Here is a 13,119-nt window from a genome sequence, read left to right on the forward strand (position 1 = left end):
TAAGAACGGTCTATTAACAAGGAAGCCCCGTCAATTCAATGCTTACTTCAGTAAATCTGCTGCATTGCAATTTTTCACTTGGCAGCAATTTTAAACCGGTTAATTCTTTTGAAAACTCTTCTATTGGTACAACGAATAAGCTTTAGTCCTGACTATGGCCCCAAATATCATTTAGTTAACTGCTCTTTTTAATGCCCAATTCAAATACTCCTTAAACTTTGATGGTTCATCCATCCATATTCGGTGTCCTGCCTTTTCCACAGTAAAGATTTCCAAGGAAGGCATCATACTTTTATAGTTCTGCCATATTTTATTTTTATGCAAATCAGCAATGGATCGTTTATTTTTTGCTTCAAGAACGGCAGCCAATTCAAGACCTTTATCGCTTAAATAGAATTCCAGCAAAAAATCGAAACTTTTAGCTGAAAAATTTAAATAGTCGTATTCTCCTACTAGGACAGATATAGGGAAATTGCTTGTTTTAAAAACATCTGTATAGTCCCATTCCTTAGGAGCAGAGGGATAGATTACATCTGCGGTATGTTGATTAAAGTACGCTACTCCACCTTTGATTTCTTGCCAGTTTGTCACATTGAATACATTGACCGAGGCAAATGAAATACGCCAAGAATGGGTGTACATTTTTGAGGTCCAAACATCCTTATTTTGAGGGAGATTTAGTTTCTCCCTCTCTATAGAAACCTCTGGACGGTTTTCCAAATAATACGTAGCAAACTCTGGTAGATATGTAGGATTGGATTCAGGTAAAAACCCACTAACAAGGGTCAATGCTTTCACCTTATCAGGATGTTTTTCTGCATAGGCCATTGCTATCCTAGTCCCCATTGAATGGGCTACTATATTTAGTTTACCTATGCTCAATTCTCTCCTTAACTCCTCCACATCCTGCACCAGCTTTTCAAACGATAAAATATTATCGGGAGCTGGACTGCGAAGTGAACCCCGCTGGTCATATAATATAAAATGAAAACTATCCTCCAATGGCATTAATGCTTCAATCAGATAACTATGTTCTGCCCCAAAACCCCCATGGACTACCAGCACAGTATCCCCTTTGCCAAATTCATAGACGTACATATTCAGACTGTCAGAAGTATATAAGTACCATTCTTCTTTTTGCTGGCTAAACCCTGATCTAGGAATCATAGTCGCCAGTAGCATTAATGCTGACAATGCTTGAAAATTTATAGCTAAAAGCTTAAGCAGGTTGGCTTTAAACTTCCCAGGTAATGGGAACCCATCCCTATCTCTCATAGGTAACTTATTTTTGGTTTATCGTAAGAAAACTTCCCTAAGGTTGTTGCCACCTCATGATTTCCTTTTTGACTGAAATAGTGAGGATGAAAATCCCGAACCTCCCTGCCTAAAAGCCACCTCCATCAGAATAATGCGGGCAAATTTTGCGGTTCTATGACAGACTGAGTCCTCACTATGAATAAATGGTACGTACATATAATAGGTGAGCTAAGGAATAAATTCGCTTGTTTCCAAAACTAGAGAGGGTAATGATTGTATAATAGTAAAAAACAGACATCTATCATTACCGTATCCTGCAGTGTATTTACTGTTGCCATTTAGCCTCGTTATACTAGTTCTCCTGCAACTATTCTCCCTTGGAAAATTGAAAGGTTTTCCAAACTCCGAGTTAATAAGATGCACTGGCAGCTTTTTGACTGAGTGCACTCCAGAGTTGAAAGAAAATAAGCTAAAATTCTAACTAGCTAATTCCCTAAAGGAATAGTACTAGGCAATCCAAAATTTGAAATGCATTCCGCCTGAATTATTCCTTTCACCCGATCAGCGAAGAGCGAACCCTATACATTTTGACTTCAAAATGCATCCGGATTTTGTAGTACGAATAGGATTGAGTACTTCCTTTGTTGCCATCTTCAGTGAATTTTATGGATTGCTCCTTTAAATGTAAAAACTGTAACCCTGTCTCATCCTTGACAAAATCTGAAAAGTCATTTTCAGTTGTAAATTCCACCAAATGAATTTCATAGGGTTTGGCTATACTTTTTTCAATGAAAGATTGCTTATCAGGCCGCAGTCGTAGCAATAGCCGTCCATTGTAAGTCGCAATAATAGGTATGGCAAGGTTTTCATATTCATTGAAAACTTCCTCCTTGCCTTCGATGAGGTAGATTAATTGGGTAATGTATAGCATTGGAATAGTTTTTTGGTCCCTTCGCAGATAGTTTTAAATCAACGATTCTGATTTAGCGCCTACCTCTATTTCGTTTTTACAATAAATCAGCGTCCCTAAATCGAAGTCCTGGACTTGGAACCTTTTTAACTTTATCCGGACGATCAGAAGCCATTAGCAAGGCTACATTACCTCCATCACTGAAACCAAAGACATAGGCACTATCGAGCTGCATTAGGTCCAGCATCTTGGAAAAATAATCAGCCATCAGCTGGTAACTCAAAGTTTCCGCCTGTTCGGATCTCCCCTGACCAGGTCAATCAACGGCTATCACCCGGAACTTCTGGGATAACCCCGGTAGTACAGGGGCCATGCTCTCTATTGAACTCAACCCTCCATGAATAACAAAAAGGGGGGGGCCTTCTCAGTACTCTTCATAATACAGCTTTACACCATTCACTTCCTGGTATTTCCCGTTATTTGATCCGTAAGGAATAACTGTTTGGGCAAGACTATTCCTGCCCAGCCCGCCAAGTGAAAGCAGGAAGGTTAAGAACACAAAAATTCTCCTTGTTTTTTTGTTTATCGTTTCCATTAACCGGGTAACTGGGTTTCATCTAAATAGGCAAACTCCCATTGGTGCCCATCCAAGTCAGCAAAACTATGCTGGTACATCCAACCATGATCTGCTGGCTCCTTATAAATAACAGCACCTAATTTTTCTGCTTTGGAGACCATTTCCTGTACCTCTGCTTTTGAACTGGCGTCTAATGCAATGAGTACTTCAGTACTTTTTGTCGCATCACAGATCTCCTTGTTGGTAAATGTCCGGAAATAACTTTCTACTAACAGCATTGCAAAAATGGTGTCACTGATCACCATGCATGCTGCATTTTCATCGGAAAACTGAGGGTTAAAACTGTAGCCTAAGCCTTGAAAAAAGGATTTGGATTTTTCCAGGTCTTTTACCGGTAAGTTGATAAATACTTTCGTTGTCATGTTTTAAAATGTTTAAGTGTTAACTACTGTTACAAAGGAACTGGCTTCTATTGCCAAACTTTTGTCAATAAGTTGGCTGAACTTGTATGTTTTATTGGTTAGCATGATTTCTGAATTTGGAGGGAGTCATTCCGGTTTCTTTCTTAAAGAAATTACCAAAATTGGCCGGGTCAGAAAATCCCATCTGATAGGCTACTTCAGATATGCTAAAGTCGGTGTATAAGAGCAGGGATTGACTTTCTTTTAACAACCTTTCAGAAATATAGGAAAGCGCGTTTTTTCCTGAAATTGCTTTGATAGCTTGCGAAAGATGATTTGGCGTAACGGAAAGTAAATCTGCATACTCCTGAACAGTGCGTTTATCTATATAGTGGCTATTGACCAACCGCAGGTATTTACTGAGCAAAACCTGCTGGGGAGAAGCAAAGCGGGTTGCCTCATACTGCCCTTCCAAAAACCCTTTCAAATGGTAAAACAAGGCGAGTAGTTTAAGCCTGGCTTCTATGTTTCCCAATTTGTGATTACTGGAATAAGCGGTAAAGACCTCTTCAAAATAGGGAGCTAATTTGTGAAAAGAAGATTTTTGAAGGGTAATAAGATTGGTATAAATCCGATTAAAAAAAGGAAATTCCTCGTGGAAGCTAGGTTTAAAGAATGAAAAGCACTCCGGTTTAAAATAACAGATATAGCCCTCAAGAGAATTGCCTTTGGAAAAACTATAGATCAAATCCGGCGAATGGCAGACCAGGTATGCTTCTGGGTCGATTACCGTCTTGTCATCATAGTTAATTTGGATTTTTCCGGCATTAAGGAATAGCGCAAAAAAATAAAATGCTCTTCTGAATGGAGGCCTATAAATTTCCAAATCATTTTCAATTTTCTCCAGTTTCAGGCAATAAAACATAGGGTTCGTTGTCCTTCCTGGCCAGGGAAGAGTTTTTAAAAAATCATTGATTTCCATATAATATGGAATTGTATTATATACCTTTTCCATTGGTATGTAGAGCTTATCCGTTAATTCCTATTAGCATCAGTTCAAAATATTATAGCCCCTCTCGATTTCATATGTTTATGATTTGTTTTTTTAAGGCCATTTGGAATCTCGCAGGGAGATTAATCATCCTCCTGAGTCATTTTCGACTTGCTCAATTGTATCTTGCTTATTCCATTCCATATCAAGAGACTGCCCAATGGCTAGTTGCTCCCATTCTTCCATGAGCTTTTTGATTTCTGTTAAACATTTCGTTAATAAGTGCGATGGGATTTTATACGCTAGGTGCTCGCTATTATTTTCAAAATCCTGCCTGGATATATAATTTAAGTATACAGACTGAATGGGCCCCACTAGCTGTTCAACAGCTCTTAGCCCGGTAGTTTCAGGGTTTTCTTTGCCAAAAAGATCATTGAATGAATAGCCTTGGGATAACATTCCCCAGAAGCCATTGGAGAGTTTTAGTGCCCTTTCTACTACAAAATGGCAGAGGTCATGAACAAGATATGTTTTGGTTTCATGGGTTATTTGTTCTACCGAATTATCCTCTCTGAGAATGGTGTATTCGCTTCTAAAGTTGGAAACCTTGTGGATTGTAATTCTCATTTCACGTTATTTTAGTGCTTTGTCCAAAAGTGATCAGGTTAGCATCGGGATCAAGTACTGAAAATTCTATCTGCTCCCAAGGGGTGGACTGTAATTTACCATTAGGGTGTATGACTGTATTATTGTCAAGAAGCGATTGGTGAAGCCTATAAATATCATTCGTTCTAATGTAAACCTGACCATAGTTTTTTCTTCGCTCAAGGTCTTTAAACTCAAAAAAATGAAGTTCTATATTGTCCCGGGACAAAATTAAATAATCTCCATAGTCACTAACCTCCTCAAAGCCTAAGTGATTTAAATAGAAATTCTTCGTCGCGCTTTTATCCCGCATCGGTAATTTGGGGCATATTGTAGTTAACATTCTTTTCTTTTAGATCGATTTTGGAGTTCTTTCTTCCCCTGCTCTATCTACTTGAATAGGGTAATGAACTTCCTGGTACAATAAGAATCCCAGAGTTTAAGAAGCCTTCCTGAGTACAGGGTATCTCAGGTGGGTCACTCCTTTTCCGGTAATCACTGCAGGGTTGCCGAGTACATATGGGGTATTTTTAAGCTGATCAAATAACCGGACTCCTGAGCCAAGAAGTACTGTTGCGATGTCTATTTGCAGCTCATCAACCAATCCGGTGTTTAAGCATTGGCAGATGAGGTTAGCTCCATGAACAGCAACTGATTTTCCAGCTGCAGCGTCTTTTGCCTGCCTGACTGCCGAAATAAGACTATCAGTTACAAAATGTACATTAGAGTCAGGTCTGGGCCAGCCATCAGGGACATTATGGGTCAGGACGTAGGCCGGACCCCACCCGTGATTTCCTCCCCAACCCTTTGCTACTTCGAAGGTCCTTTTACCAGTAAGCACTGCGCCAAGCTCGTTGACAAGACTAGTATAATGTGCTGCACTAGCGTGTGTTAAGCTAAAAGTCATGAAATCTGCTCCACCAGAATCTATCTCCACTTCATTACCGGTAAAGTACCAATTGAATACCTCTGCAACCCCATCATCGCTGTCAGCAACAAAACCATCAAGTGACATGGACATAACTGCGATTACTTTGGAGGAAAGTTGTTCAGTTTCCATAGTTAAAGTTTATCGCGGTGAATAGGTTACTATATCAATTCCAATTCCATTAGGGTCAACCACCGCAAAGTGTCTATCTCCCCATGGTTCCTCACGGATATCAATCTTGATTTCAACACCTTTTTGTTTAAATTCCTGATATAAACTATCCACGTCTTCCACTTCAAGGGTTAGGTACATTCCCTGATTTTGAAAAGGCTGTTGAAAAATTGGTTGTTGACTTGGATGATTGGGAAGTAGAAAACTTAATTCCGCCTCCTTGTTTGGGGTATGAAGCAACAGGTAAAACTCGTTTTCGAAGGTGACTCCAAAGTTTAAAATTGTGGTATAAAACTCCTTGGTCTCAGCCAATTTATCCGTGATTACCCCAGCATTAAGTTTCATTTCTCTATGATTTTTGGTCTGTGTGCTTGTTTGCGAAAACACATGTGTTGATAAGCAAACCAGTAGAATGCCTGCTAATAATATTTTCATACTTTTCCCTATTGGTTATCGGAACAAAGATGGCACAACAACAATAGGTGAAATAGTAAAAAACGGACACGATTATCTTCCAAAAGCTTTTACTTGGTGTTACCCCATAAAAGGTTTTAAATTCCTTTATGAAATGGGATTGATCAAAATACCCGTCATAAAACAATTTATTCTCCCTTAAGCTTTTGCTTAAGGGTTTGGCTTTAAGAATATTCTGAAACCGGACCACTTGACTGAAAGTCTTTGGAGTTGCACCAATGTAATATTCAAATATCCTCCGAAGCTGTCTATTACTAATTGCAACATCCAGATCTTTGTCAACGCCAATTACTCCGAGGTTCTTTAGAATTACTTCAAGAGCACCATATAGCCTGAAGTCTTTTTCAAATTGAGTTTTTGCCATTATCCCAATGAAATAATTGTCAAGCAAGGATTTGATTTTTTCCTGAGAATGGGTTTCTTTAAAATTATCCGAAATGAAATCAGCTATCTTTGGGACTACTAGTTGCAGCTTTTCATACCTGTCACTGAGCGCTTTTGCATCTATTCTGAAAAATTGGGGAAACATAGTAGGCAAAAACCGTATCCCAACATAATTGAAGGTGTGGTCAAGTTGAAATTCAGTAAACTTCCTGCAGAATCCCATCACGTAACTTTCCACTGGATTTGTTAATTCGAAATAGATATCAATGCAACCATCGGCAACCACGCGGTAGGTAAATGGTTCGGATAATTCGTTCGTGGTGTTGAGTTGCCAATAGCAGTAAATGAAAGGCTGAAGTTCTGAATGAGGCAGAAATTCCTTATACCTCACCTGTTCAGCTGATTGTTTCACTGTAGGTTGAATCGGGTTATATAATGATCTTAAATCAGCTGTAAATCTCATGAGTCCTATTCGTACTTTGAAGGTGAAACTATAGTATAACGCTCTAGAATATTTCTGTGTTGTTTTAGTTCTGCGATTCCCCTACCATTCCTCCCGAAAATCCAGGCATTCAATTTTAAATACCTTTTGACCATCAAGCCGGTACTCCTTTCGATATAATTTAATTGTTATTTACCTAAAGTCCAAACCCGCTACTAGGGTGTGTAACCTGCTAACAATAACCAAAATCCTAAGTACCAATTTGAAGTAACAAAGGGTTGAAAATAGCTCATCCACGTACTAACACCAGCATACTACTTCTTTTCATATTGCCAGAATCTTCTTTTTCCTTCTCCGATCCATTCCATTGATTGAGCAATCCTTTTTTGACGGGTTGCCTCGGTTTTAGCATCCATAATCCAAACCAAATATTCTTTTCGGAATGCATCAGTTTGGGTTTCCCAAATGGCTTTCACCGCATCATTTTTGCTAAGAGATTCTTCAAAATAGACTGGGGTTTCCAAAATTTTTACCTTTCCGACTGCGGGCTTGGGGTGTTTAATCCCCTGCTCATTCAGAGCCATGGCCTCTTGGATAAGCGAAACTAAAATTTCAGAAGAAGGTAAGTCTGCAAGGGATTTCAGCTTATCCATATAGCCGAATTTTTTTCCTGCTTTGACACTTTTTACTATTTCGGTGTCTTTCATAAACGCTGCTTTGTATAAGCTGAAAGAGCAATGATTTTTAAAACCACCCAGCATACAGATGTAATCTCCCTCGTAGGTATAATGTGGTGTCCCCCATTTGATATCTTCTTCCACAGTGGGACAGGTTTGGTGAATAATTTGTCGCAAATGGTTTAAGATTGCCTTGGCAAAACCTTCTGATTTCGCAATGTATTCATCTACTTTCGAATTGAATTGACTCATAAAACTAGAGTATTAAGTGTGTAAAATATTCTGGCTAATTTTCAAACTTTGTCTTTATTTGGAGAATCAGGATTCTGGCAACCAGTTGATTAGTAGATTCAATTTTCAGATCTATTGCTAAACCCTGTTTTTTCTTATTTGAAGGTTTTTTGTTTCCGGAAAAATTCAATTAAAGCGTAGTAAGTGTTTCCGGTTAGCTCTAGTGTTTGAATTACCTCCCAATAAGTCCCAACAGTAAATACCACTTCATGCTAACTTGGACTAGGTTTTGAAACTCTTCAAAAGTTCAAAATCAAACGTTAACTCCTTAAAGAATTCATCGGTTCTGCCAGGAATCTATTTTGAAAGAATGAAGGAACTAACAGCTGCCAAGTTTAGCATTATTAACTGGTTGATGTTAAAACAAAGGTCTAATCCCGAAGTGTACTAAACATTTACATATGTTGAGAAAAAGCAAAAAAAATTATTTGGTGGCCAAAAACACTCTGCTCAACTGCGTAGGTGTGATCCCTAAATAGGACGCGATGTGATGCTTTTTTAAACGTTTGACCAAATCCGGATATTTTTTCAGAAAGTCATCATACCGTTTTGCCGATGTTTTGGTTCTAAAGCTAATCTCCAAAGGTTCCTTCTCAATTATCCAATGAAGATCGTTGTAGGTTATATAGAAAAGTGCGAGGTCAGGAAAGTCATTAAATAGTGACCTAAACTCAAAGAAATCATATTCCAACACAGTAGTATCTTCAATGGCAGTGATGTAAAACACACTGGGTTTACCTGCCAACATCGCTCCTAAAGAAGCCACCATTCTTTGTTCGGGAAAAAAATATTTTATTATCTCATCACCCTGTTCAGTGATGTAATTTTGTGAAAGGAGCCCTTTAACCACGAATGAAACTTTCTTGGGATGCTGGCCTATTTCTATAAGGTTCTCGTGTTTTTTGTACTTTCTTTCATGCAACAGCCGCTTCCAGGCAATTTCAGCTTGTTCAGATATAGGGTAATAAGTTCTTATTTTGTTAAAAAAAAGGTCACTATCCATTCCTCAAATTTAGGCAGTTAGGGTTAATCTACTGGATCAGATGACAATTTTCTTATCTTAATGTTCATGGCAATGATTAGCCAATGAACCTTAGATGAGGATTATTTATTTTATCCCCATTTTCTGAGATACAGTTCTTTCCCTTTTTCTAATAGCTATTGGTTTTAAAACAAATTGTATGGATTGTTTATTTCAGTATTTAAAAAAATATTAACTAGTTATTTACCATTTGCATGCCCTCTGGTGAACGCATCCAATTCATTTTTCCAATTTTTATATGCTGTATTCATACAATGACCGCAGGGGCGAAAACCATTTTCTATGGCTTCATTTTCTGTTGAGAAGAAAATTCGATTTTCTCGTTTCATTCGTTTGCCAGATTTGCAATTGAGCAGACCGTAAATTTTAAGTTTTTTATTTCCTCCAAAACGGATACTTTGATGCTTAATTTTAGCTCGTAACTCTTTATCCGAACACTCCTTATGCTTTATCATTGCTAACTTACCGCATCATGAAAATTATGCCTAGGGTATAACGTTCCCCAGATTTTACTTCGCTAACTCCATGCTTCATATTCACACGGTAATATCCTTGTTTTCCTTTTTTAGGTTTGAAATTGGTCGTGAAAATAAGTACGTCTCCCTTTTTTGGTGTTAAAACTATAGCTTTGGATTGTGCTCTTGGAATTTTTTGGGTCAGCACAAATTCCCCACCCATAAAGTCTTGATCGGGTTCATTAAGAAATATAACAAGTTGAATGGGGAAATAAACATCTCCATACAAGTCCTGATGTAACGTAAGGGTTAGAACCAAATTCTTAAAACAATACTTTCAACCTATCTTGTTAGTCTCCAAATCTCCCATAAAACGTTCCAATGTCCATAAATCTTCTTTTAAATGGTTCGAAAAAACTTTGTTAGCGCCCACAAGCGCCTCTGGCAGCAAGCCAGGGGCGTTTTTCTTTTTTTACTCCCTATCAGAAGGCCCAACAACAACAGGGTTTTCGGTTTGATTTTACTTAGGTTAAACCGGCTGGACGAATCTGCAATTTATTTCTATGCCTGTCTCGTATTCGAACCATCTCTTAAATAAAATTTCTCGGAATTCCTTAATGACAAACAAGAACTTATAGGGGGCAGGGCAAGAAATCATGCTTTTCCCCTGCAACATCTCGAAAGTGCAATAGACAATCTTGATTTACAGCCGCTGAAGAAAATGATCGGTAACGCACGTGTTGTTGCATAAGGCGAACCCGCTCATGGCTTTCATGAGCCAATTGCATTCAGGAACAGGTTGTTTCGATTTTTAGTGGAAAATTGTGGGTTTACTACTATTGTGATTGAAGCCGGCTCGCCGAGTCTCGCCTTTCCGCTGATTTTGTAACTGACGGCGTTGGCACCGCAGAAGCTGCAGCAGCTAAGTTAACCATCGGTAGCCTTTCCCTGAAAATATTAAACTCCTGAAATGGATGAGACGATATAATGCAGACCCCGCACATAAGTTTAAAGTCAAGTTCTATGGTATGGATATGCAGATCAGAGATCTCCCTGGAAATACTACCCCATCACTTGCCGCGTTGGATGAGGCCCTGACTTATTTAAACCATGTTAATACTGCTTTGGCGAACCAGGCAATTGTAGCTAGTATTAAGGTTAACATCACCCAATTTTTCAGTTGAAAAATTTACATTAGGGCGAAACTCAAAACTCCAGCGATCTTGCGCAAGGGTGATTTGTGACGTGCACACCATAACAATAGCCATCAGCATTGCAGCCTTTGCTTTTCCATAAAAATTATTTTTTGCTTTCATTTTGCTTTGTTTTTTGATTACATCGATAATTAGTGAGGTAAAAGTGGATGTATCATTTCAAACATTTATAACATTGGTCTTGTATTTCTATGGATTTTATCATAGCTGATTTAGTTTAATCTGTGTTCCTTTTTGAGAAAGGCAGCTCAACTTGTTTATTCTTGTACGTACTGCAAATATTGAAAGAACGGCAAACGCAGCAAAGAAGAAAAAGCTTTGGAGGCAGGCCCGCCTTCAAAAAGCTGAAAAACAAACACAATGCGGGTAAGTCCAATATCAATGAGTTAGAACACCGGGGCTTGGACCGTTGTCCGGACAGGAACCGCAAGAATTTTGACCGCTACATCGGTCTTGCCGTTACCGCCTACAAACCTGCATAAAATCGGTAGGCAGCCTAAAAAAGAACCCCAAACAGGGCAATTCACAGGACAGGTACATCCAATCCATCCTAAAATGCCTGTTTTTGAAATTAAAACAAGCAAACGGCCCCCACTTTGGAAAACAACTCAATATCTCAATATCCATTAAAATACTAGACCATAAAAAGTAAATTAAATATTAGAATAATTATATACCCAGAAAAGCTAAGGTGTTTTCTTAGAGGCACTAATTAATACTGATCTATAAATATGTAGGCAGTTACAAAATAAAAACCGGATTATGCACCTTTTAAATTTCGAATTTCATCAGCTAAAACAGGGATGTTCTTTTGAATTATTCCCCACAACATTTCAGATTCAACCGAGTCATAAGCATGTGCAATAATATTTCTTAATCCAATAATATTTTTAGAAGCTGTAATTTTGATGTTAGGATTGACCTCAATCATTTTCCGTATCGCTTCTCCGATAATTTCTAAATCCCGTTCAACTGCCCGCTGCAAAATGATATCTTTAGAAAAATTGTTAAAGTTGTTTTGCGTTTTCTGCTTAATAAATTCGATCTCCTCAATAACACTTTCAATATCTAAAATGTATTTGAGTAGTTTAGGCTGCATACAAATCCACTTTTGACTGATAGACCTCTTTTTTTAGAACTGGGTTCTTAAGTGATTTGTTAGACACAAGATCTACTTTTCTATTTAAAATATCTTGAAGCTGATCTAACAACGAAAAGTAGTTGTCGGCATATTCCAAAACATCAATATCATCAGAAAACTTAACAAGCAGATCGATATCGCTGTCTTCATGCATGGCATTTTTTGCAGCTGATCCAAATAAAGAAATAGCCTCAACGTGGTGTTGCTTACACGCTGTTATTATTTCATCAAGTTTATTTTGGATCAATTCAATCATAATTCCAAAGATAAATGAAATTTCGAATAATCCCCCTGCCCTGCTTAATGGTGTACAATCTGGTCAGGTAAAGGAATTGCACCCTCCCCTTCCCACAGACCGCGCGTGAGACTCTCACCTCATACGGCTCTTCATGTTTGTAAATCGCTTGGCACAAAAAACACCTAAGGTTGAACCAATTTCCAATGCTCGAATAAGTTCGGGGAGGTTTTATACTGTTGCTTCAGCCATCTGACAGAGCCCATTTTGTACAACCCCTTCTCCCATTTTACCCATTTAAGCAGACGATGATTGAGTTGATTCCATACTTCACGCATAGACTATCCCCGCAGCTTGTGGCAGCAGTTCAGCAGTTAATTGGATTGAGATGTTTGGCAATTTCCGGTAACGTCCTTCGCCATTTGTGGATTGCCAATCCCCTAAATCTTTCTCAAAATGGTTCTGGTAGTCTCTAGCCGGCTCCATCTGATGAGACAAATCACTAAAGGCATCGAAACTAATCCTCTGGGACAGCAAAATTTATTATGATTAATCATAAAAAGCCAGTCATATTGGGTTGGTAAAAACACACCTGAAACAGAAGTTTTAGAGGAATTTCAACTTATTTTATTAGTTTCCGAATCGTCCATAAAACGTAGCAATACCCATATATCCTCTTTTAAATGGTTCGAAAAGACTCTTTTTGCGTCCAAAATCCAAGCATTAACCCGGATTATCTAAAGTCTTATTTCTGAATCCAGTTTCAAAACTCTTTCAAAATCTTCCATAAATTGGTTCGATATAACTATGGCTTTGCCAGCTCCACTCCTACTAAAAATCCCCTTGAAATAGATAATCAAGGGGATTTTCTTAATCATAGTTCA

At 38.3% G+C, this 13,119-nt stretch carries 18 protein-coding genes and 1 pseudogene; 2 read left to right on the plus strand and 17 right to left on the minus strand.

The window, feature by feature from the left end; genetic code table 11:
• Window positions 1-171 precede the first annotated feature (171 nt).
• The 15 genes and pseudogenes from AS141_RS12980 to AS141_RS13040 all read right to left on the minus strand — a co-directional run bounded on the left by AS141_RS12980 (window position 172) and on the right by AS141_RS13040 (window position 9,964).
• Window positions 172-1,275: an alpha/beta fold hydrolase gene (locus AS141_RS12980; protein ID WP_057938088.1), complete on the minus strand. Its 1,104-nt coding sequence runs from the start codon at window positions 1,273-1,275 to the stop codon at window positions 172-174.
• Window positions 1,276-1,810: 535 nt separating this feature from the next.
• The gene (locus tag AS141_RS12985) at window positions 1,811-2,188 is read right to left on the minus strand and encodes a DUF1330 domain-containing protein (RefSeq protein WP_198293546.1); all 378 of its coding nucleotides are present in this window, start codon (window positions 2,186-2,188) and stop codon (window positions 1,811-1,813) included.
• Between the two features lie 76 nt (window positions 2,189-2,264).
• Window positions 2,265-2,471: pseudogene (locus AS141_RS27075) on the minus strand (alpha/beta fold hydrolase); the annotation flags it as partial.
• A gap of 120 nt (window positions 2,472-2,591) precedes the next feature.
• Window positions 2,592-2,762, minus strand: coding sequence for a hypothetical protein (locus AS141_RS27080; protein WP_232424905.1), 171 nt, complete (start codon window positions 2,760-2,762; stop codon window positions 2,592-2,594).
• A complete protein-coding gene (locus AS141_RS12990; protein ID WP_057938089.1) occupies window positions 2,762-3,166 on the minus strand; it encodes a VOC family protein in 405 nt (134 codons plus the stop codon). Before AS141_RS12990 ends, AS141_RS27080 begins: the two co-directional genes overlap by 1 nt.
• A gap of 91 nt (window positions 3,167-3,257) precedes the next feature.
• A complete protein-coding gene (locus tag AS141_RS12995; RefSeq protein WP_057938090.1) occupies window positions 3,258-4,160 on the minus strand; it encodes a helix-turn-helix domain-containing protein in 903 nt (300 codons plus the stop codon).
• Window positions 4,161-4,283: 123 nt separating this feature from the next.
• Window positions 4,284-4,763: a hypothetical protein gene (locus AS141_RS13000; protein ID WP_057938091.1), complete on the minus strand. Its 480-nt coding sequence runs from the start codon at window positions 4,761-4,763 to the stop codon at window positions 4,284-4,286.
• Window position 4,764: 1 nt separating this feature from the next.
• Window positions 4,765-5,124 carry a bleomycin resistance protein gene (locus tag AS141_RS13005; protein WP_057938092.1) on the minus strand — a complete coding sequence of 120 codons (360 nt, stop codon included), beginning with the start codon at window positions 5,122-5,124 and terminating at the stop codon, window positions 4,765-4,767.
• Window positions 5,125-5,220: 96 nt separating this feature from the next.
• The gene (locus AS141_RS13010; RefSeq protein ID WP_198293547.1) at window positions 5,221-5,841 is read right to left on the minus strand and encodes a dihydrofolate reductase family protein; all 621 of its coding nucleotides are present in this window, start codon (window positions 5,839-5,841) and stop codon (window positions 5,221-5,223) included.
• A gap of 9 nt (window positions 5,842-5,850) precedes the next feature.
• Entirely contained in the window at window positions 5,851-6,225 is a 375-nt protein-coding gene (locus AS141_RS13015; RefSeq protein ID WP_057938093.1) for a VOC family protein, read from the minus strand.
• A 4-nt stretch (window positions 6,226-6,229) separates the two neighbouring features.
• Complete coding sequence (locus AS141_RS13020; protein ID WP_232424906.1) at window positions 6,230-7,150, minus strand: AraC family transcriptional regulator; 921 nt, start codon at window positions 7,148-7,150, stop codon at window positions 6,230-6,232.
• Between the two features lie 344 nt (window positions 7,151-7,494).
• Window positions 7,495-8,109 (minus strand): YdeI/OmpD-associated family protein, encoded by a 615-nt coding sequence (locus AS141_RS13025; RefSeq protein ID WP_057938094.1) that lies wholly within the window; start codon window positions 8,107-8,109, stop codon window positions 7,495-7,497.
• 463 nt (window positions 8,110-8,572) lie between these two features.
• Entirely contained in the window at window positions 8,573-9,151 is a 579-nt protein-coding gene (locus tag AS141_RS13030) for a Crp/Fnr family transcriptional regulator (RefSeq protein WP_057938095.1), read from the minus strand.
• A 218-nt stretch (window positions 9,152-9,369) separates the two neighbouring features.
• Complete coding sequence (locus tag AS141_RS13035) at window positions 9,370-9,645, minus strand: Ada metal-binding domain-containing protein (RefSeq protein ID WP_057938096.1); 276 nt, start codon at window positions 9,643-9,645, stop codon at window positions 9,370-9,372.
• A 7-nt stretch (window positions 9,646-9,652) separates the two neighbouring features.
• Window positions 9,653-9,964 carry a 2OG-Fe(II) oxygenase gene (locus AS141_RS13040; RefSeq protein WP_198293548.1) on the minus strand — a complete coding sequence of 104 codons (312 nt, stop codon included), beginning with the start codon at window positions 9,962-9,964 and terminating at the stop codon, window positions 9,653-9,655.
• Between the two features lie 637 nt (window positions 9,965-10,601).
• Between AS141_RS13040 and AS141_RS13045 the strand changes: the two genes are divergently transcribed.
• Window positions 10,602-10,829, plus strand: a complete 228-nt coding sequence (locus AS141_RS13045) for an erythromycin esterase family protein (RefSeq protein ID WP_262480999.1) — start codon at window positions 10,602-10,604, stop codon at window positions 10,827-10,829.
• Window positions 10,830-11,140: 311 nt separating this feature from the next.
• Window positions 11,141-11,341, plus strand: a complete 201-nt coding sequence (locus tag AS141_RS13050; RefSeq protein WP_157243468.1) for a hypothetical protein — start codon at window positions 11,141-11,143, stop codon at window positions 11,339-11,341.
• A 278-nt stretch (window positions 11,342-11,619) separates the two neighbouring features.
• Here the strand turns inward: AS141_RS13050 and AS141_RS13055 are convergent, their stop codons facing one another.
• Both AS141_RS13055 and mntA read right to left on the minus strand, forming a co-directional pair.
• A complete protein-coding gene (locus AS141_RS13055) occupies window positions 11,620-11,958 on the minus strand; it encodes a HepT-like ribonuclease domain-containing protein (RefSeq protein WP_057938099.1) in 339 nt (112 codons plus the stop codon).
• Entirely contained in the window at window positions 11,948-12,256 is a 309-nt protein-coding gene (gene mntA / locus AS141_RS13060; protein ID WP_057938100.1) for a type VII toxin-antitoxin system MntA family adenylyltransferase antitoxin, read from the minus strand. Before mntA ends, AS141_RS13055 begins: the two co-directional genes overlap by 11 nt.
• Window positions 12,257-13,119 lie beyond the last annotated feature (863 nt).

Source organism: Algoriphagus resistens (assembly GCF_001442615.1).
In the GTDB taxonomy this organism is placed as follows: Bacteria; Bacteroidota; Bacteroidia; order Cytophagales; family Cyclobacteriaceae; genus Algoriphagus; species Algoriphagus resistens.

What these genes read in the sequence shown, in the direction of transcription:
- AS141_RS12985 (WP_198293546.1), bottom strand. Translation starts at nt 2,188, where the DNA reads ATGCTATACATTACCCAATTAATCTACCTCATCGAAGGCAAGGAGGAA.
- AS141_RS12980 (WP_057938088.1), bottom strand. Translation starts at nt 1,275, where the DNA reads ATGAGAGATAGGGATGGGTTCCCATTACCTGGGAAGTTTAAAGCCAAC.
- mntA (WP_057938100.1), bottom strand. Translation starts at nt 12,256, where the DNA reads ATGATTGAATTGATCCAAAATAAACTTGATGAAATAATAACAGCGTGT.
- AS141_RS13005 (WP_057938092.1), bottom strand. Translation starts at nt 5,124, where the DNA reads ATGTTAACTACAATATGCCCCAAATTACCGATGCGGGATAAAAGCGCG.
- AS141_RS13015 (WP_057938093.1), bottom strand. Translation starts at nt 6,225, where the DNA reads ATGAAACTTAATGCTGGGGTAATCACGGATAAATTGGCTGAGACCAAG.
- AS141_RS13030 (WP_057938095.1), bottom strand. Translation starts at nt 9,151, where the DNA reads ATGGATAGTGACCTTTTTTTTAACAAAATAAGAACTTATTACCCTATA.
- AS141_RS27080 (WP_232424905.1), bottom strand. Translation starts at nt 2,762, where the DNA reads ATGGAAACGATAAACAAAAAAACAAGGAGAATTTTTGTGTTCTTAACC.
- AS141_RS13000 (WP_057938091.1), bottom strand. Translation starts at nt 4,763, where the DNA reads ATGAGAATTACAATCCACAAGGTTTCCAACTTTAGAAGCGAATACACC.
- AS141_RS13055 (WP_057938099.1), bottom strand. Translation starts at nt 11,958, where the DNA reads ATGCAGCCTAAACTACTCAAATACATTTTAGATATTGAAAGTGTTATT.
- AS141_RS13025 (WP_057938094.1), bottom strand. Translation starts at nt 8,109, where the DNA reads ATGAGTCAATTCAATTCGAAAGTAGATGAATACATTGCGAAATCAGAA.
- AS141_RS12990 (WP_057938089.1), bottom strand. Translation starts at nt 3,166, where the DNA reads ATGACAACGAAAGTATTTATCAACTTACCGGTAAAAGACCTGGAAAAA.
- AS141_RS13010 (WP_198293547.1), bottom strand. Translation starts at nt 5,841, where the DNA reads ATGGAAACTGAACAACTTTCCTCCAAAGTAATCGCAGTTATGTCCATG.
- AS141_RS13035 (WP_057938096.1), bottom strand. Translation starts at nt 9,645, where the DNA reads ATGATAAAGCATAAGGAGTGTTCGGATAAAGAGTTACGAGCTAAAATT.
- AS141_RS12995 (WP_057938090.1), bottom strand. Translation starts at nt 4,160, where the DNA reads ATGGAAAAGGTATATAATACAATTCCATATTATATGGAAATCAATGAT.